Source organism: Campylobacter gracilis (genome assembly GCF_001190745.1).
In the GTDB taxonomy this organism is placed as follows: Bacteria; Campylobacterota; Campylobacteria; order Campylobacterales; family Campylobacteraceae; genus Campylobacter_B; species Campylobacter_B gracilis.
Genome location: NZ_CP012196.1, coordinates 1,379,391 through 1,398,138, shown reverse-complemented (window position 1 = coordinate 1,398,138; position 18,748 = coordinate 1,379,391). Strand labels below are relative to the sequence as shown.

Sequence of the window (18,748 nt, the reverse complement as noted above, 5' to 3'; positions counted from 1 at the left end):
TAGTTTTGAAAATTTGAATTGCCATAACATTGGAGCATATAGATTCACTTTATTAAAGCTTAAAACTATATCTTACTATGTTTGCTTAATGGCAGAGCGTTTATATAAATTTGTTTCTTTAAAGCTTGAAAATTTTTCTAAATTGTGAGGGCAAGGTTTTCTTCGAATGAATATATATTTTATTAAAGTTTTAAAACTACTCACAAATACAGATGGGTTAAGCAAGGATTCTTATTGGAATTCTGTATTGCGCTAGGTCGGATTAGTAAATTTAAGCATGTTTAAATTTGCTAATTTTACCAGAGCCCGTTAAATCTCTATCTGGACTTGGATTTATTATAGGTCTCATTTATGCTTAGGGCGTTACTTTTGTGAAGATCTATTTCGCCAGATACCATGCTGCCAACTAAAATATGAAGTTTCAAAACCCAAAATTTCAATTTACTAAAATTTCGTCTTATCTAAAGTGGTTAGAATTTTATAAATTTTAATCCTAGCTTTCGATATAGGTTTTTAGTTTGCGGCCGATCTTTGGGTGTTTTAGCTTTTTGATCGCCGAGCTTTCGATCTGGCGGACGCGCTCGCGGGTGATGTTGAGCTCCTTGCCGATCTCTTCGAGCGTGCGGTCGCTCTCGTCGTCAAGCAGTCCGAATCGCATGCGGATTACCGTGCGCTCGCGGTCGTTGAGCTGTTCTAAGATATCGTCGATCTGCTCTTTTAGGTCGGATTTTAAAATTTGCTCGATCGGCGAAACTGAGCTTTTATCCTCGACGAAATCGCCGAATTTACCGTCATCCTCGTTTCCGATCGGCGCTTCTAGGCTGATCGGCTCCTTTGTGATTTTGATGACTTGCTTTACTTTATCGACGCTAAGGCCTACCTCTTGCGCGATGACGTTGATATCGGGCTCCTTGCCGCCTTCTTGCATATATTTGCGTGTGATTTTATTAATTCGATTTATCGTCTCGATCATATGGATCGGAATGCGGATCGTGCGCGCTTGATCGGCGATGGCGCGGCTGATCGCCTGGCGGATCCACCACGTCGCGTAGGTAGAAAATTTATAGCCGCGCTTGTATTCAAATTTATCCACTGCCTTCATAAGTCCGATATTGCCCTCTTGGATGAGGTCTAAAAACGGCAGCCCGCGGTTGGTATAGCGCTTAGCGATGGAGACGACCAGGCGCAGGTTGGACTTCGCCATGCGCGCCTTTGCATTGTCGCTAATGCGCTTGCCGCGCTTGATCTGCTCTAAAATTTCTTTCAGCCGCTCGGGCTCGAGGTTGAAGCTTTTTTTGCTCGCCTCTTTGGTCAAAAAGAGCTTTTTAATATCGACGTAGGTCGAGACCATCGTGGCTTCCGGCACGCGCGCGATAATGTCGTCTTTGCTGAGTTTCGTGATCTCTTTTAGGATTTTTTTGTGATTTTCGCGCAGTTCGGCGCTAAACATCGGCAGCTTGTATTCCAGGCGCTTGAGCTCTTTTTCAAAGCCCTCGTCGCTTTTTAGCGCGGTCTCCATCGATTTTACGATCTCGGTGATGAGCTTGCTCGTAGGCCCCAGATCCATGAGCTTTTCTTTTAAAATTTTCTTTTTAAACGCCAAGTTTAGCTTCGATAAAATTCCCTTGCTCTCTTTAATCGCTTCGGCGTTTTTCTCGGCAAATTTCATCCAGTCCTTTTTGGCTTTTTCAAGAGCCTTGAAGCTTTCGATGACCTTTAGAGCGCGCTTATCGTTCTTTTTGGATCGCCTTTGCTTCGCCTCGTCCGCGCTCTCCTCATCCTCCTCGTCGTCGTAATCATCCTCCGGCAGCTCCTCTTCGTCCTCCTCTTCACCCTCTTCGTCGCTGTCGTCAAAGCTCTTGAAAAGCTCCTTCACGCGGCGTTCGCGGTTGATAAGTGGCTCTTTATAGTCTAAAATAAAGTCTATTAAGTACGGCACCGAGCAAAACGCGTCGATGATGATGTCCTCGCCGAGCTCGATTTTTTTGCTGATCTCGATCTCTTCTTCTTTGGTTAGCAGTGGGATCTGTCCCATTTCGCGTAGATACATCCGCACCGGGCTGTCCGAACGGCTCCACTCCAAAAGCTCGACGTCGCTGGATAGGTCAAATTCCTCGTCCCAGCCCTCGTCCAGCAGCTTTTTTTGCGTGGCTTCTTTGAGTTTCGCATCCTCTAAATTTTTGATTTTGGAGATTTCTGCGGCGGAGATCAGCTCGACGTCGAATTTTTTCGTAAGCGCTTCGACTTTCTTAACGGCCGTCGCGGTGGGAGCCTTGTCGAAAAATTTTATCAGTCTTTCGTAGGTGATGTAGCTTTTCTGATTTTCGTCGAAAAATTGCTCGATGGGGCTTAAGGCGTCTTTTGGGCTCGCCATAAAATCTCCTTGTGTCATTGTGTATTTGGTTTTGGAAGATCAGATTATACCGAAACGCTCTTTATTTTTGCTTATATACGGCGCAAACTATCTAAATTTAATGATTTTTCAAATTCTAGAAATTAGGCTAAATTTTAAAATTTAGGTTATATTTTTAGCTAAATTTAAGATTGCCCGCTAAAATTTCGTGCTTGTAAGACGAAAATTAGTACGCCGAAATTCTGCCTCCTTTACGCCGCCGCTTTAAAATTTAGCGCCTCCAAACTTCCTATCTCTGCGCTCTCGCGTTTAAATTTAGCCCTAAATTTCAAGCGAGGAATTCCGCCCCCACATCGGAGCGATTGAGCGGATTTTAATAAATTTGTCGGTAAAATCGCGCATCTATTTTAAAATTTAAGGCGGAAATATGGCAAAAGTATGGAAATTCGGCGATGATATCGACACCGACATTATTATCGCGGCGCGCTACCTAAATACCTCCGACGCGGCGGTGCTTGCGACGCATATCATGGAGGATGCGGATAGGGATTTTTCGTCCAAAATCGCTCGCGGCGACATCATCGTAGCGGGAAAAAATTTCGGCTGCGGCAGCTCGCGCGAGCACGCTCCGATGGCGCTTAAGGCCGCCGGGATTTCATGCGTGATCGCAAAAAACTTCGCTAGGATTTTTTATCGAAACAGCTTCAACACGGGCTTTTTGATCCTCGAATGCGACGAGACGGATAAGATCGCGCAGGGCGACGAGCTTAGCATCGATCTAAAGGGCGGCGTAATTAAAAATTTAACTCAAAAAACTGAGTATAAATTCGCCGCGATACCGGAGTTTATGCAAAAGCTCCTCGACGCGGGCGGAGCGATAAATTACGCAAAAACAAAGATAAACTTGTAAGGAATTTGGATGAAAAAATACGACGTATGCGTGATAAAAGGCGACGGAATCGGCCCTGAGATCATCGAAGAAGCGATAAAAGTGCTCGATGCCGTAAGCCATAAATTTAATTTCGAGCTAAATTTTGACTACCGTTTAATGGGCGGCGCGGCGATCGACATTATGGGCGTTCCGCTTCCAGATGAAACGCTAAATGCCGCTAAGTCAAGCGACGCGGTGCTTTTCGGCGCGATCGGCGGCGCGAAATGGGATGGTCTGCCGCGCGAACTGCGCCCCGAAAGCGGACTGCTTAAAATTCGCAAAGAGCTTGGAGCGTTTGCAAACCTGCGCCCTGCGATGATTTTTGATGAGCTAATAAACGCTTCGACGCTAAAGCCTGAGATCATCAAGGGCGTCGATATAATGGTGGTGCGCGAGCTTACGGGCGGGATTTATTTCGGGCAGCCGCGCGTTAAAAACGAAAAGGACGCGCTAAATACGATGTGTTACAACGCCGCCGAGATTGAGCGCGTCGCAAAAGTTGCCTTTGAGGCTGCGCTTTTGCGAAACAAAAAGATAACGCTCGTGGATAAAGCCAACGTGCTTGAAACAAGTCAGCTGTGGCGCGAGGTCGTAAGCGAGCTAGCCAAAAATTACGAGGGGATAAATTTGGAGTTTATGTACGTAGATAACGCCGCTATGCAGCTTGTGCGGGCGCCCGCGCAGTTTGATGTGATTTTAACGGAAAATTTATTCGGCGATATTTTAAGCGATGAGGCGAGCATGATCTGCGGCTCGATCGGACTACTTCCGAGTGCAAGTATCGGCGGCAAGGTAGGCATCTACGAGCCGATCCACGGCAGCGCGCCCGACATCGCGGGGCAGGGGATTGCAAACCCGATCGCTACGATCTTAAGCGCTGCGATGATGCTGAAATACGCATTCGGCGAGAATGAAGCGGCAGAAGCGATCGAGCTTGCCGTACGCGGCGTGCTTCGCGACGGATACCGCACCAAGGACATCGCGCAGTACGACGCCAAAGAAATTTGCTCGACTACAGAGATCGGCTCGATCATCGCAGATTACGCGGCTAAGGCTTAGGAGCCAGCTTTGAATGGCGCACTAGCATATGCTATGGAGCTTGAGAAAAAAGGCGATATCTACGGCGCGATGCGGATTTGCCGCGGTATTTTACGCGATAATCCGCAAGATGGCGATGCGGCGGTGCTTTTTGCGCGGCTAAATTTAAATCACCGGGTAAGCTCGGGCGTCAATATGGCGATGTTGGAGCGCTTTTTAAGCGTCGATGCGCGCAAACAAGCGGAATTTAAGAGGTGGCTAATTGATGTATGAAAATGAACTAGAAGATATCATCGAAGCAGTAAATGAGATGAAAGCGCAAAAGCGCGCGCAAAATTTGACGGCGCAGCAAGAGAGGGCTACAAATGCAAGTAGCACCGAAGCAGGATCGCAGGATGCTTTAAGCCCCGCCTCTTTTGCGCCAGATCCCATTGCACCTGATGCTTTAAATTCCGCATCTGCGCCGGATATCGCTTCATCAAATGCACAAAATTTCACTTCCTTAGATACTAAAAATTCCACTTCGCGTTTTGTTTCATCGGACGCTTTAAATTCCACCCTAGATCGTTCAAATTTCATGGCGAGTAATAGCTCTGCGCCTAGCGGCGCGGAGTTTGCGGCGGATGCTACTTTAAAAAAATCTGTCGTAAAAGATGAAAATTTTACTTTTTCCAGCGAGGAGAATTCTAAAGATTCTGATCTTACAAGCAGAGAAAATTCCGTGGCCTCCGTCTCTTTAAATGGAGAAAATTTTATAAATTTCACTTCTGCAAGTGGCAAAGATTCCGTAAATACCGCCTTTGCAAGCGATGAAATTTTAAAAAGCTCTGCCGCGAAATTTGACGAAAGCTTTCGTGATTTATCAGGCATCGCAGGTGAAATTTACGATAGTCTAGGCAGCGATATGAATGGGTTTATTTCGCCGCAAAGCAGGGACGCAAGCATGGCGCAAAGCTCTGCCGAAAGTAAAGATTTTGAATTAGCGCTAAATTCTACGGATGACGACTCCCAAAGCGAGCAAGATTTGACGCCTCGTATTTTAGGCGCGCATTTTAAGGAGCTAAGCAATGACGATTTTGGGCCTGGCTCTGATTTTAAAGAAAGCGAGGCTGACGATTATTTCAGCACAGCGCATTCTAAAAAGCAGGATTTAGCGTCGCTTCAAGCTCAAAATTCCGTCGCACTAGAGATCCGAAATGCTGCCACGCGCCAGCAAAATTTCGTTTCGCAGTCACAGAATTTTACGATGCCTGGGGTGCGAGGTGATGAGCTCGCCACGCCGCAGCTTCGTAATTCCACCGCGCAGGATATGCAAGCGGGAAGTTTTGCCTCTTATGGTGCTAAAAATTCCGCCGTGCGCCAGCCCGAGGAAGCACGACATCTCGGGGCCGCGAGACAAGTGGGTGACAAATCAAAATATCTCGCAAATGCAGATTTCAAAATTTCAAGCGAAGCGGAGTTTTTGAGCGCGATAAAAGAGCGAATTTTAGTGCTTTTTGAGGGGCTGAACGCTTTTGAGAAGGGTGATTTGAACGCGCGCGTGGAGCTAAATTTAAAATTTATGGAATTTTTGCTTGCAAGTATCGAAAACCGACTTGAAAATCTATCAAAATGACGATTTTATCGCGCTTTTAGATTATCTTAAAAAATTTAGCTCACGCATATATCTGGTAGGCGGCTGCGTGCGCGATCATTTTTTGGGACGGGCGAGTGCTGATGTGGATGTGGAGCTTTACGATGTGGGTCCGCACCGCTTCGAGCAAATTATGCAGGACTTCGGCGCGCAGGGCGTTGGCAAAAGCTACTTCGTTTATAAATATAAAAGCTTTGACATCTCGCTGCCGCGCACCGAGAGTAAGACAGGCATCGGACACAAGGGCTTCAGTGTCGCTTTGGCTACGGACGAACGTGAGGCTAGCAGGCGACGCGATTTTACAATCAATGCGATGATGATAAACGCTATAAGCGGTAAAGTTCTCGATTTTTACGGCGGGCTTGCGGATCTGCACGCGCGTATTTTGCGAGTGGTTGATCCACGCACTTTCGTGGAGGATAGCTTGCGCGTGTATCGCGCGGTACAGTTTGCCGCAAGATTTGAGCTTCGCACCGAGCATCACACCTTAGAGCTCATGCGTAGTATCGACGTTAGCGATCTTAGTTGCGAGCGCGTTAAAGCAGAGCTGATTAAATTTTTCCGTGCACCTGCGCACCGATACGGGATGATGCTAATGCAAGAGCTGGGGCTTTATGAGCGGGTTTTTGGATTGCGGATTGATACGCGTACGCACGAGCGACTGATAAAATTCATAGAGCACGGCGAATCTTTCGTGAGAAATGAAATGTTTTTTTTATATGCGTTTTTGAATTTTTTAGGATTAGATAAAGATAAAATTTTAAAGAATTTAGGGCTAAATTCTCTTTATAAAAGGCTACTTAGCGAGCCGTTTTTTAAGCGGGTAAGCGACGAGCGGCTATGCAAAATCGCTCTAAAAATGCCGCTTAAGCAGTGGCTCGGGCTATATTGTAAAGGTAGGGTGCAAGCGGCAAAGCGGCTTGGGATTTGGGATAAGAAATTTAAAAGCTTGGTTTGCGCTACGGATGTCGCTCGCAATCTGCGCGGCGCTGCGATCGGCAAGGAGATTGAGAGGCTGCAAGAAGCGGAGATTAGGGCATTTGTAGCGGCTTTAAAAGCGTAAATTTAGAGAGATTTTTGTAAAATTGCCGTTTTATTTAGGAGCTAGTTTTATGAAAAAATTCTATCGTCGCGACGAAATTTACGCGTTTTGCAAGAATGCTGCGTCTTTGCAAAAGCGCGCTTTTTGCTTTGATCGCAGGCGAAATCTCGTGATTTTTGCTGCACGAAATTTTATCTTTTGCGACGAGCGAAATTTAAATTTTTGCGGCGTAAAATTTCATAGCGCAAAGCTTAGTTCGGTAGGATTTCATGACGCGGAATTTTACCTATTAAAATTTTATCCGTCGTGCCGCCACACCGAGAAAACCCACGAGGCGAAGCTTTATGGATCGCGCGAATTTCGCAGATCGCATCACTGCGGCGAGAAATTATACGAAACGTGCGGTAACTATGCGGAATTTCACGGCTCGCATTACAGCGAGATGAAATTTTGCGGATTAGGACATCTTGGCACAAAATCTCACAGCCTGCATCATATTAAACGCATTAAAGCAAAATTTAGCGAGCCGTATCGCTGCAAGGAGATATCTGATGCCTTGCAGCATCGCAAAATCATGAACCTAAATTGTACTTCGCAGAATTTCAAATTGTGGAATTTTGCCCATTCAAATTTGCAAGGCTTTACCGCGCAAAATTCCAAGCCGCGTAATTTAGCTTTGCAAAATTCTAAATCTCAAAACTTTGCCTCGCGGAATTTTAAATCACAGAATTTCGCTCGTGCAAAATCGGTGATTTTTGATGTTTAATATCGTGTTAGTATATCCGCAGATCCACACAAACACCGGCTCCATCGGGCGCATGTGCGTCAATGCGGGGTGCCCTTTGCATCTGATCAAGCCGCTCGGATTTGTCATCGACGATAAGCATCTACGCCGTGCGGGGCTTGATTATTGGGCGAGCTTGGATCTTAAAATTTGGGAGAGTTGGGACGAGTTTATGGCGGCGAACGGGAAATTTAAGCAGCGCTTCTTTTTTGCGACGACAAAGACGAACAAGCTCTACTACGAGGCGAAATTTCAGCCGGGCGATTTTTTGATTTTCGGCTCTGAAGGCCATGGGCTGCCGCTTGAGATCATGCGCACAAACCGTGAAAACTGCATCACGATCCCGATGAGCGGGGCGGGGCGCAGTTTAAATTTAGCCACCAGCGTGGGCATCGTAACCTACGAAGCGATCCGCCAAAACATCGATAAATTTGACTTTAGGAGCGCGGTTTGCGAGTTTTAGCGCTACTTTTTGCGATGTTTTTCTGCGGCGCGAGTGCAGCGGAGCTGAAAATCGCATCGTTTAACGTGCAAAATTTATTCGACGGCGTAAACGACGGCACGGAGTACGCGGATTTTGAGATCGGGCGCGGAGGCTGGAGCGAGCAAAAATACGAGCGCAAGCTGCAAGAGATAGCGGACGAGATAAGCGCGCTTAATGCCGATATTTTGGGGCTGCAAGAGATCGAAAACGAAGCGGTGCTAAAAGCGCTTGCGCAGAAGGCGGGCTATAAATTCTACGCTTTTTCGCGCGCGCAGACTGCACCTGCGGGCGTGGCAGTGATGTCGCGCATACCGATAAAATTTCAAAAAACTTACCGCCCGACAGAGCTTAAAACTAGAGATATTTTGCGCGCTGATTTTGCGCTTGGTGGCACTGATTTTAGCTTTTATGTCGTACATATGCTCTCTGCACGCAATCCGCTAAGCGAGCGCAAGCGCAATTTCGCCTTTTTACGCGAGGTTTTGCAAGGGCACCAACGCGCTATCGTAGCGGGAGATTTTAATACGAATTTCGGGCGAAATTCCTTGCTAAACGAGCTTATCGAGCGCGACGGATTTAGTGATTTATGGGCGCTACATCCCTGCTCGCAGTTAAAGCATTTTGGCTCTTGTGAATCTCATGAAAGCGGCGCAGTGCTAGATCATATCTTGCTTAGCGACGATTTTTTTAGTAACGAGCCTGGATATAAAAAGGACAGTTTCGTGGTTGCTAAATCCTCTACCGCTTCCGATCATTTCCCGATTAGCTTCATTCTGACGGACGAGGGCGCTTTAAAATCTACGCCGAAAAAGCAAGAATTTTTAGCTAAAAATACCGCTAGCTCCGCAAAGACCGTCACGATAGAGGAGCTTTACGGGCGCATTATAAGCGAGCCTGTGCTGATAAAAGGCGCAGTCGTGAGCTTTGCAAACCGCCACGGCTTTGCGATCTCCCAAGATGGAAGCGGAGTTTTTGTCTATGGCGGCGGCGGGCTGCAGTTAGGCGATAAACTCGATCTGCTAGTAAAAAAGACGAAATTTTATAAGCAAAGCTTTGAGATAGACGATTTTGAGATCGTATCTAGAAGCGGCAACGTAGGCTATATCGCGCCATACGTTTTGCCTAGCGCATCGGTGCGGCAGCTGCGCGCAGGAGATGTGATAAGCACGATCAAAGGCGACGTTAAAGACGGCATAATTGATCTAAAAGGCGCGGGCGAGTTTAGAATTTTTCGCAAAAGCGCCCCTGTGCAAAACGGCAAAAATTTAGAATTTGAAAACGCCTATTTTACGATTTATAAAGGGCAAAAGGAATTTATAGTAGAATGATACACGCCGTTATAACCGCATTTTTCGTGCTTTTTATGATATTTATGATCGTAGGATTTAACCGCGAAATGATGGAGAAAAACGAAAAACGAAATCAACGAAAAAAGGATAAAGATGGAACTACTCATTGAGATTGGGGTCGAGGAGCTGCCTGCGATCCCGTTTTTAAAAGAGCGTGCGAATATCGCGCCAAAATGGCGCGCAGTGCTTGAGGCTAACCGCATAAATAGCGACTTTCGCTTTGAATTTAGCCCGCGTAGATTTGTGCTATTTCACGAGGATTTTCCGCAACGCGGCGATGATGCACAGATCGTAAGTACGGGTGCACCTAAGTCCGTCGCGCTCAAAGACGGCGCGTGGAGCCCTGCAGCGCTAAGTTTCGCTAAAAAATACGGCATAAGCGAAAGCGAGCTGGAATTTCGGCAGGTGGGCGGCAAAGAGGTGCTTTACCACGCTGAGGTGCAAAAGGGGCGCGATAGTCGTGAAATTCTAGGCGAAATGATAGAGGAGTTTTTACGATCGCTAAATTTTGGACGCGCGATGCGCTGGGGTAGCGGCGAGTTTGAGTTTATCCGTCCGATAAGAAGCATAGCCTGCGTTTTGGGCGGTCAAAACGTAGATTTTGAAATTTATGGCGTGCGAAGCGCAGCTGCATTTTTTCCGCACCGGAAATTTGGCTACGAAGCGATTAAATTTAAAGACGCCGTGGATTATTTCGCACTGCTGGAGCGTAACGGCGTAATTTTAAGCGAGCAAAAAAGAAAAGATAAAATTCTAAGCGAGTTTGCAAAGCTCGAGAAAAAGCATGGCTTTAAGATCGAGGTCGATCCTGCGTTGCTAGATGAAGTAACGGCGATCACCGAGTACCCGACTGCGCTGCTAGGCAGCTTTGAGCGAGATTTTTTAAGCGTGCCAAAAGAGGTCATTATCACTTCGATGAAGGAGAATCAGCGCTATTTTCCCGTTTTCGAGGGTAAAAACTTAAGCAATCATTTCGTTGTCGTTAGTAATGCGATCACCGATGATGACGAGCTTGTAGTACGCGGTAATGAAAAAGTTTTACGCGCGCGCCTAAGCGATGCTATGTTTTTTTGGAAAAGCGATTTGCAAGCGGAATTTAGCCCTGAAAAACTTAAGCAAATATCCTATATGCAAGCTCTTGGCTCAGTTTATGATAAGCAAGTGCGCGAGCTAGCAGTAGCAAGGGCACTGAGCGCGGATTATGCTACGCAGATTGAGGCGGAGATCGGCAAAAAGGATTTTGCGCAGGATGTGGAAAATGCTGTAATGTTTAGTAAAGCAGACCTTAGCAGCACGATGGTGGGTGAATTTAGCGAGCTTCAAGGCATTATGGGCAGCTACTATGCCGCACACGCTGGACTGGCAGATCATGTATGCCGCGCGATACGCGAGCAATATCTGCCTAGCGGCGAGGATAGCGAGCTGCCAAGCGGTGTATTTAGTAGCGTAATCGCTATAGCGATGAAATTTGAAACGCTCCTGGGGCTTTTTAGCATCAATAAAGTTCCAAGCGGCAATAAAGATCCGTATGCGCTTCGCCGCGCAGCTACGGGGCTAATTAAAATTTTACTAAATCAAGGATTGAGCTTTGATGCGAATGCGCTGGCGCAAAAGCTGGCGCCAAATTATAAGAAATTTGACATTTCTAAGCTGCTGGATTTTATAAAAGATAGGTTATATGGAATTTTTGACGAGATAAATCCGTCCGTGATCAAGGCGTGCATCGCAAGCGGCGAAAACGATCTATTACTACTAAGCAAGGCCATAAAGGCGCTGGGCGAGATCGCAGCAGCAGCGGATTTCGGGGAAAATTTTGCAACCTTTAAGCGCCTAGCTAATATCATCAAGGACGAAAAAATAGGCGCGGTGGACGAAAACCTATTCGAACACGGCGCTGAGCGTGCGCTAAATGCGGCGTTCAGGGCGATTAAGCTCAACGAAAACGATGTGAGTGGGTATCTGCGCTCACTATTTGGGCTTAAAGGCGTGATTGATGATTTTTTCGATAACGTAATGATAAACGTCCAGGATGTCAAGATACGCACAAATCGTATCGCAAATATCGGGCAAATTTATCGCGCGTTTTTGCAATTTGCCGATATCAAAGAGATAGGATTTTAATTCCGCTTAGAGCTCATTCGCCCAAGGTTTACGCGAACCTTGGGTAAAATTTTACCGCGCAAAGGAGCGCAAATGCTAATCATCAACGCAAAATTACCAACTAAAAATCTAAAAATTACAAAATCTCTCTCGCAGCTGATTCAGGGTTTTCTTTATCGCTATCTGCCTGCTTCGGAGCATGTAGGATACAGGCATGAATCAAGCGGTAAAATTTTTAAACGCACGGTGTTTGATTTTATCTTGCGAGGAGAGGACTTGCGCGTGCGATTTGCTTCATGCGAGCCGGAGTTTGAACGTAAAATCGCGCTAGCAGTGCTAAAAGACGGGCTAAGCTTGGGTGAAATTCTATTTACGCAAACTACCGTCGAAGCAAAAAATCATAAAATTTGCGAGAACGAAGCTATTGTGCAAGGCTACGTGGCGTGCGCAGTAAGCGGGCTTTTGGGGCATAAAGTCTATTTGCAGCCGCAAGATAGCAGGCATTTAGAGATGATGAAGACGAATATTTTACAGCGATTTGAAACGATTATGGGGCGAAAATATGATGGCGAAATGGAGTTAAATTTATTGTGGCAAAAGCCGGGTGAATCTGCGAAATTCTATTACGGCAACAATCGCGAGCCGGTATATACGTGGCAAGCAAGATGGAAAATTGTAGCTAGGGCTGAACTAATCAATTTGATCCTTGGCACGGGCGCTGGAAGCGGGTGCATGAACTATGGAGTAGGGGTTTTGGAGGTTGTAAAGCAAGACTGCATTAAAGCACAAATTTCAAATCCTAAAAAGGATGATTGCTTGCTTTAAAACCGATTGTATAATAAAAATTCAAAAAAGGCAAATTATCTCATTAAAACACAATAACTATTGACAATATAATTAAAATTAGTTATAATTCACCTATATTTTAGAAAGGATAAATTTTGGGCGATATAGTTAAAATTTTTTCTAGTATCGGCGAGATTTATGATAAACAAAAAACTAAAATTAACAATAAAAGCTATGAATACGATGCTATTAAAATTTATCTTTGCGATATTAAAAGCAAAGAAATATCAGTAAATAACAATATTTCAAGAGATGATTTAATAGTTTGTAGATTTGGCATAGGCGCGAATTCTGGCAATTTGTTCCCTAATGTCCAATTCATTAGCAAAGCCGTAAAAGACGATACTCCTAAATTTATAAAAGGAATTTTAAAAGCCGTAAAAAATATGCTCTCTTGTTTCAATCCTGACGATATCAAAAACGATAAAATATTAACGGATTTATCTAGCTTAAACGAGAGCTTTTTTGATGATATTTTAAGTGAAATTGCAGCTCTACAAGAAGAGCCTAAGAAAAAAGGCATGAAAGTGGCTACTTTTTTTGCATTATCTTGGGAGTGTAGACCGATTTCGGCGTATTTTAAAAGTATTTTTACGAGTCATTTAAGCGATAGTAATAATGGTAAAACTGCCAAAATTTATGGTTATGATATGCTTGCAAATAATATGGGTATTGGCGGAGATGCGAATTTGGCGTTTTGTTCCGTAAATGAGCTACCGACTGCTTTGCAAGACATTAAAGTTAGATTACTACCTCTAAATAGCGCTAATGCAAATTTGGTCAAAAACGGTTTTATGGCAATTGATAAGGAATTATCTTTTAATTTTTACGGGGATAAAATGGCGATCTTACCAACGTTAATGGTAAATGATGCAAATTTATTAGAAAAAATAGTGGAAATTTTAAAAGATCCGAGCGAAAAGAAAAAAGATCTGCAAGGCATACAAAATATCGAAGAAAGTATTAATTACGAATTGGAATTCGTAGCTAAAGCACAAGCAAATATGCCCGTACTAAATACAATTTTATTTTATAAAAAAAGCAATGCCGCGGTTAATGTATTATTGCAAATAGATGATGTATTGCCGTCTTATATTTCTAAAATTTCCGATTTAATGGGTAGATATAACATTAGGGCGATTAGGCGAAAAGATAGTAAAGATCAACAAGACGATACTATTTACATGCAAAATTTATTTCTTAAAAATATCGATATTATGGATTTTTTATTATCGCAAAATAGGATGAATTTAGATGATATGATGGAAAAATATGCTGCTTTGATTTATAAAGGCAATATTAATTCTAGTTATGCGTCAAAAATAGAATGGGGATTTTATTTTAATCGCGTTAAGACATATCAAAATAGAAGTATAGAAAGTATCGAAAAATATCAAAATTTCTTTAATGAAATAGGTGCTTTAAATGAAAAAATATCATTTGAAAGGGAGGTTAATTTGCAAAGCTTAAGCGATAAAAAAGAGCTAATAAGCTCTATTTTGAAAAATAGCGAATTTCTAAAAGATAATGAAGTATTGCAGAGTGCATATTTGCTAGGAATGATGTCAGCAGGGTTGATAAATCGCCAATTTGCTATTAGCAAAAATAGTTCATTTGAAAAATGGCTGAATAATGCCGGAGCAATTACGAAAGAGCTTTTAGAACGGATTTGGACCAAGTGCGATGAAACTAACAAAAAACTCTCCAATGTATCGCGAGGAAAAAGAAGCGCTAATATAGAAATCATGCGTGATATTTTGATTGGAATTTTACCAAGTGCGTTTTTATCTCAAAAGCGGGTTAAGAGCGCTTATGTAACGCTAGCTTTTGCTATGGGCGGAAGTGATTTTACGAAATATATTAAAGATAACACTCAAGGAGACGAGTAATGAAAAAGAAGGAAATTCTATTTCTTTGGGATGGCGAAAATTTTAATCCAAACGGCGATATGCTAAGAGATAACGCTCCTAGGATAGACGATGAGACAGGTATAGCAGAAGTTACTGATGTACGTATAAAGCGAACAATTAGAGATGAAATTATGAAAAAAGACGAAAGTGCGATTTTCATTAAAGAGTATAAAAGAGATGAAAATATCTTAGATTGCAAAAGCGCAATACGTGAAGTAATTAACGTGAAGCAAGAAAAAATCGAGATTGAAAAAGAAATTTTATCTAAATTTATCGATATTCGCGCATTTGGTGGAGTTTTGCCGATATCGGATAAAGACGAGATGAAAAAAGAAGGCATAAAAACAGCCGGAATTCAATTTGTTGGACCAATTCAGTTTAGAATGAGCAGATCGCTTCATAGAGTTGCGGTAGAGCATATAAAGGGCACCGGCGCGTTTGCAAGCGGTAGCGATAAGGCAAATAAAACGTTTAGAGAAGAAGATTTTTTAAATTATGCAATCTTTGCAACTTACGGAATAGTGGATAATCATAGTGCAAAGATTACAAATTTAAGTGAAGATGATGTGAAAGTGATTTTAGGCGCGCTCTGGAGCGGGACTAAGAATTTAATTACTCGCACGAAAATGGGTCAGATGCCTAGGTTTATGCTAGTAATTACATATAAAAATGATACTTTTGCTGGAGATTTAAATAACTGTATAACTATAAATAGTAGCAAAGAAGATGTGGAGATAAGAAGTATAAATGATTTTACGATTGATTTTTCTAGATTAAAAGCTAAACTTACCAGATACGCGCAAGAAATCGAAAAAATAGAGTATATGAGCGATTTTGACTTCGAGCAAAATAACAGATCACAATTTGATAGTAATTGGATAAAAAGAGGATTTTAAATGGATATAATAGCTTTTGAGCTATCGGGAGATTATGCGCATTTTTCTCATCCGGCTACTATCTACTCGTCTCTTACATACCCGGTGCCACCAAAGACTGCCATCATGGGGCTTTTGGGAGCGATTATAGGTGAAATGAATTATTTTAAACTTAACGATATAGGTTATAGCGTTATTTTAAGTTCGCAATTTCGCAAAAAAACTATGATTTTTAACGGTATAAAATTTGCTCTATCTTCAAGTATGCATATCGAACAAGGCTATCAAGATTCTAGCGAGAAAAAGCAGTTTTATAAAGAGCTAATAAAAGATCCTAGATATGTCATATTCGTTGATTTAAGTGCTTTAAACGCTTCTTATAAAGAAAATATAATCGACAGCTTAAAAGCTCATAGATGTGTCTTCACACCATATTTAGGTATAAATTTTTGTATAGCGGATTTTAAATATATCGAGATAAAAAATTGTGAATTGGTGCATGAAAAGGAAAGTTTTATAGATACGTTCGTTTTAATGGACGATTTTATATTTGATGCACAAAGCTTTGATATCAGACTTACTACGGCTAGAATGGCTTGCGGATGTGAAGAGGGTAGAATTTTTAAGGATTTTAAAGATTTTGTTATTAAGTTAAGCGGCAATAGTCAAATCAAAGCAAAGAATAGAGGAAATATCTATCAAATAAATGACTACAAGGTCTACTTTGCAAAGTGAGCCGCTATCACATCCTAACAAACCGCTAATAAAGCATATAACAAATATGCTTGCCGAAGCGGATAGTAGGCTTTTACAATGCATTAAAATTTATCACGATATAGCTAAGCTAAAAACTAATTTTCAAATTTATATCAAAAATCCTACCGAAAAAATTTCAGATAAAAATCATGCTTTATTATCATCTTATATATTTTTACTAAATTCAGAATTTAATGAGCTAGATATGGCTTTTGGATTTTTATCCATCGTATCACACCACGCAAATGTAGAAAATTTTTGTGAGCTTACAACGCAAAATAAAAATTTCGGCAAATATTTTGAGAGCTCGAAAGAGCTAGACTTTTGGGATGAAGTCGTAGATAAAGCTTTAGGTTTAGAAATTTACAAAGATATTAAAAGGGATAAAAATGAGCTTTTAATTAAAGCTAAGCATTTGAGAGAATACTTCAAATTTGCGAAAAAGAAGTTTGATTACGATGACTTTTTAAATTTCAAAGACATATTTTCGTCGCTTATTTATAGTGACAAATATGAAGCTATTTTTAATCAAAGAATTCCTGTTTCTAAACCGGTGAATTCTAATACGATCGAAAAATATATCAAAGCCCTGGAAAATCGTAAGCCAAATGCGAAAAGAAGCGAGTTTAGAAAATTCGTTTTAAATAATTTCGATCTAAATCATAATCTTTTTACTTTAACTGCGCCTACAGGCTACGGTAAGACTTTGACTGCGCTAAATTTTGCCGCTAAATTTAATAAAGAACGTATTATTTACGTGTTGCCGTTTACGGCTATCATAGATCAAGTTTGTGATGAGATAAAAGAGATTTTCAAAGACGATAAAAATATATTAATTCATAAAATTCATCACAAAACTACGATAGATGAAAGCATCCCGCAAGATCGCTATTCTAAAGTTAAATTTTTGATGGATTCTTTTAGCGGAGATATTAACGTAACTACGCTATATCAATTTATATTTGCACTCTTTGGAAACAAAAATAAAGATAGCGTAAAATTTAACCGATTAAAAAATAGTGTAATAATAATCGATGAGGCGCAGGCGGTACCGTATAAGCTCAGGGCGGATTTTATGAAACTTTGCGAGATGATGGCGGAGAAATTTGGCTGCATTTTTATCTTTATGTCCGCTACGATGCCTATTGTTGATGCGACTAAATTTAAAGAAATTTCAAATTTAGATTATTTCAAAGATCAAAATAGATACGTCTTAAAGTGGTTTGATGGTGACGAAAGTACTTTAAAAGACAAGATTAGACAATTGGCAAAAAACAAAAATACACTAGTCGTCGTAAATACCATTAAAAAAGCGCAAGAGCTATTTTTGGAATTTTACGACGAATTTAAAGTTTTTTGCCTAAACGGATATATGTGCGACGATCACAAACGAAAAGATATCGAAAATATAAAAGATGCAATTGCTAAAAATAAAAGTGGGCACGGTGATTCGATCTTGCTAATTTCTACGCAGTCTATCGAAGCTGGTGTGGATTTGGATTTTGATGTCGGATTTAGAGAGATAGCGCCCATTAGCTCGATTATCCAAACTGCCGGTCGTATAAATAGAAATTTCGCAGCTCTGGGAGAATTATACGTATTTAACGATATTTGCGACTATTCCGATCTCATTTACGGTGATTTAAAACGCATTAGCGATACTATTTTGGTAAAAATTCTAAAGCAAAGAGATATCATCGAAAGCGAAATTTTAGATATTTCCACTAGGTATTTCAGCGCCATAAAGCAAAGCTTAGAGGGCTTATTTTTGGCGGAGCAGATGCAAGAGCTAGGATTTTACGATATAAACGAAAAGATTAGCGAGGCGATGGATGATAGGCTCAAAATTTTAGTAATAATTGAGCCAAAAGAAGATTATATTAAAGAATTTCAAAATGAAATTTTTGAAATCAATAGGCTTGATATGGATAAATTTAATAAGAAAGATATATTTACGAATACTATTAAGAAAATTAATAGATTTGGTGTAAATATCACAGAATTTGATGCAAAGCGTTTAAATATAAAGCGTATTGATGGGCTAAAAGATGTCTATTATTTACCATTCGGCGATACTTCGTACAATAATAATTTCGGGATTAAAAAGGATGCCGCATTAAATCTCAAGAATGAGTTTTTCGACTAATGTTTTGTAAGGACCAAATCACCGGCACGCTTGTGAATTATTACATTACCTGTAAGCGTGAGGCGTGGCTTTATGCACACAATATTCATGCCAATCGGGAGGATGAAAACGTGCTGATGGGTAAGGCGCTAGCGGATATCAAAGAGAACGATTTGCAGGACTTTGCATTTTCAAATTTGAAATTCGACAAGCTTTCCAAGCAGCGCGGACATTATCTCATCACCGAATATAAAAAGAGCCTAAAAAATCCAGAAGCAGGCAAGATGCAGCTACTTTTTTATATCTATCTTTTAAAAACAGGCTTAAATTTAAAAGAGGTAAAAGGCAAATTAATTAGCGGCAAAACCGTCATAGCCATTGAGGATAACGCCGAAAATTTCACTAAAATCGAAACAATTCTAAACGGCATTACCGCCCTTGCGAACGAGCCAAAGCCGCCTAAATTTAGCCCGCAAAAGATTTGCGAGAGTTGCGCTTATCGTGATTATTGCATTTAGGAGA

General features: G+C 41.7%; 17 protein-coding genes. 16 read left to right on the top strand and 1 reads right to left on the bottom strand.

The features are described from left to right. Positions 1-493 precede the first annotated feature (493 nt). The gene (gene rpoD, locus CGRAC_RS06920) at positions 494-2,374 is read right to left on the bottom strand and encodes an RNA polymerase sigma factor RpoD (RefSeq protein ID WP_005869167.1); all 1,881 of its coding nucleotides are present in this window, start codon (positions 2,372-2,374) and stop codon (positions 494-496) included. 406 nt (positions 2,375-2,780) lie between these two features. Here rpoD and CGRAC_RS06915 point away from each other — a divergent pair, with 406 nt between their 5' ends. The 16 genes from CGRAC_RS06915 to CGRAC_RS06845 all read left to right on the top strand — a co-directional run bounded on the left by CGRAC_RS06915 (position 2,781) and on the right by CGRAC_RS06845 (position 18,744). Further along, positions 2,781-3,263, top strand: coding sequence for a 3-isopropylmalate dehydratase small subunit (locus CGRAC_RS06915; protein WP_005869163.1), 483 nt, complete (start codon positions 2,781-2,783; stop codon positions 3,261-3,263). Positions 3,264-3,272: 9 nt separating this feature from the next. Continuing rightward, complete coding sequence (gene leuB / locus CGRAC_RS06910; RefSeq protein WP_005869162.1) at positions 3,273-4,343, top strand: 3-isopropylmalate dehydrogenase; 1,071 nt, start codon at positions 3,273-3,275, stop codon at positions 4,341-4,343. A gap of 9 nt (positions 4,344-4,352) precedes the next feature. Continuing rightward, positions 4,353-4,595 (top strand): hypothetical protein, encoded by a 243-nt coding sequence (locus CGRAC_RS06905; RefSeq protein WP_005869161.1) that lies wholly within the window; start codon positions 4,353-4,355, stop codon positions 4,593-4,595. Beyond that, complete coding sequence (locus CGRAC_RS06900; RefSeq protein ID WP_005869160.1) at positions 4,588-5,937, top strand: CiaD-like domain-containing protein; 1,350 nt, start codon at positions 4,588-4,590, stop codon at positions 5,935-5,937. Before CGRAC_RS06905 ends, CGRAC_RS06900 begins: the two co-directional genes overlap by 8 nt. After that, positions 5,897-7,018, top strand: a complete 1,122-nt coding sequence (locus CGRAC_RS06895) for a tRNA nucleotidyltransferase/poly(A) polymerase family protein (RefSeq protein ID WP_040303159.1) — start codon at positions 5,897-5,899, stop codon at positions 7,016-7,018. Before CGRAC_RS06900 ends, CGRAC_RS06895 begins: the two co-directional genes overlap by 41 nt. A gap of 49 nt (positions 7,019-7,067) precedes the next feature. Next, a complete protein-coding gene (locus CGRAC_RS06890) occupies positions 7,068-7,763 on the top strand; it encodes a hypothetical protein (protein ID WP_005869158.1) in 696 nt (231 codons plus the stop codon). Next, positions 7,756-8,244 carry a tRNA (cytidine(34)-2'-O)-methyltransferase gene (locus tag CGRAC_RS06885; RefSeq protein ID WP_005869157.1) on the top strand — a complete coding sequence of 163 codons (489 nt, stop codon included), beginning with the start codon at positions 7,756-7,758 and terminating at the stop codon, positions 8,242-8,244. The genes CGRAC_RS06890 and CGRAC_RS06885 overlap by 8 nt, the downstream gene beginning before the upstream one ends. Continuing rightward, complete coding sequence (locus CGRAC_RS06880; protein WP_005869156.1) at positions 8,232-9,593, top strand: endonuclease/exonuclease/phosphatase family protein; 1,362 nt, start codon at positions 8,232-8,234, stop codon at positions 9,591-9,593. Before CGRAC_RS06885 ends, CGRAC_RS06880 begins: the two co-directional genes overlap by 13 nt. Further along, the gene (locus CGRAC_RS12755; protein WP_005869155.1) at positions 9,590-9,724 is read left to right on the top strand and encodes a hypothetical protein; all 135 of its coding nucleotides are present in this window, start codon (positions 9,590-9,592) and stop codon (positions 9,722-9,724) included. Before CGRAC_RS06880 ends, CGRAC_RS12755 begins: the two co-directional genes overlap by 4 nt. Continuing rightward, a complete protein-coding gene (gene glyS / locus CGRAC_RS06875; protein ID WP_005869154.1) occupies positions 9,708-11,735 on the top strand; it encodes a glycine--tRNA ligase subunit beta in 2,028 nt (675 codons plus the stop codon). The genes CGRAC_RS12755 and glyS overlap by 17 nt, the downstream gene beginning before the upstream one ends. 72 nt (positions 11,736-11,807) lie before the next feature. Further along, positions 11,808-12,539, top strand: a complete 732-nt coding sequence (locus tag CGRAC_RS06870; RefSeq protein WP_040303154.1) for a CRISPR-associated endoribonuclease Cas6 — start codon at positions 11,808-11,810, stop codon at positions 12,537-12,539. 116 nt (positions 12,540-12,655) lie between these two features. After that, positions 12,656-14,449 (top strand): TM1802 family CRISPR-associated protein, encoded by a 1,794-nt coding sequence (locus tag CGRAC_RS06865; RefSeq protein ID WP_005869150.1) that lies wholly within the window; start codon positions 12,656-12,658, stop codon positions 14,447-14,449. Continuing rightward, complete coding sequence (cas7b, locus tag CGRAC_RS06860) at positions 14,449-15,366, top strand: type I-B CRISPR-associated protein Cas7/Csh2 (RefSeq protein ID WP_005869148.1); 918 nt, start codon at positions 14,449-14,451, stop codon at positions 15,364-15,366. The genes CGRAC_RS06865 and cas7b overlap by 1 nt, the downstream gene beginning before the upstream one ends. Then, positions 15,367-16,080, top strand: a complete 714-nt coding sequence (gene cas5, locus CGRAC_RS06855) for a CRISPR-associated protein Cas5 (RefSeq protein ID WP_005869135.1) — start codon at positions 15,367-15,369, stop codon at positions 16,078-16,080. Beyond that, positions 16,070-18,247 (top strand): CRISPR-associated helicase/endonuclease Cas3, encoded by a 2,178-nt coding sequence (locus tag CGRAC_RS06850; RefSeq protein ID WP_040303152.1) that lies wholly within the window; start codon positions 16,070-16,072, stop codon positions 18,245-18,247. Before cas5 ends, CGRAC_RS06850 begins: the two co-directional genes overlap by 11 nt. Beyond that, the gene (locus tag CGRAC_RS06845) at positions 18,247-18,744 is read left to right on the top strand and encodes a Dna2/Cas4 domain-containing protein (protein WP_005869131.1); all 498 of its coding nucleotides are present in this window, start codon (positions 18,247-18,249) and stop codon (positions 18,742-18,744) included. Before CGRAC_RS06850 ends, CGRAC_RS06845 begins: the two co-directional genes overlap by 1 nt. Positions 18,745-18,748: the final 4 nt, after the last annotated feature.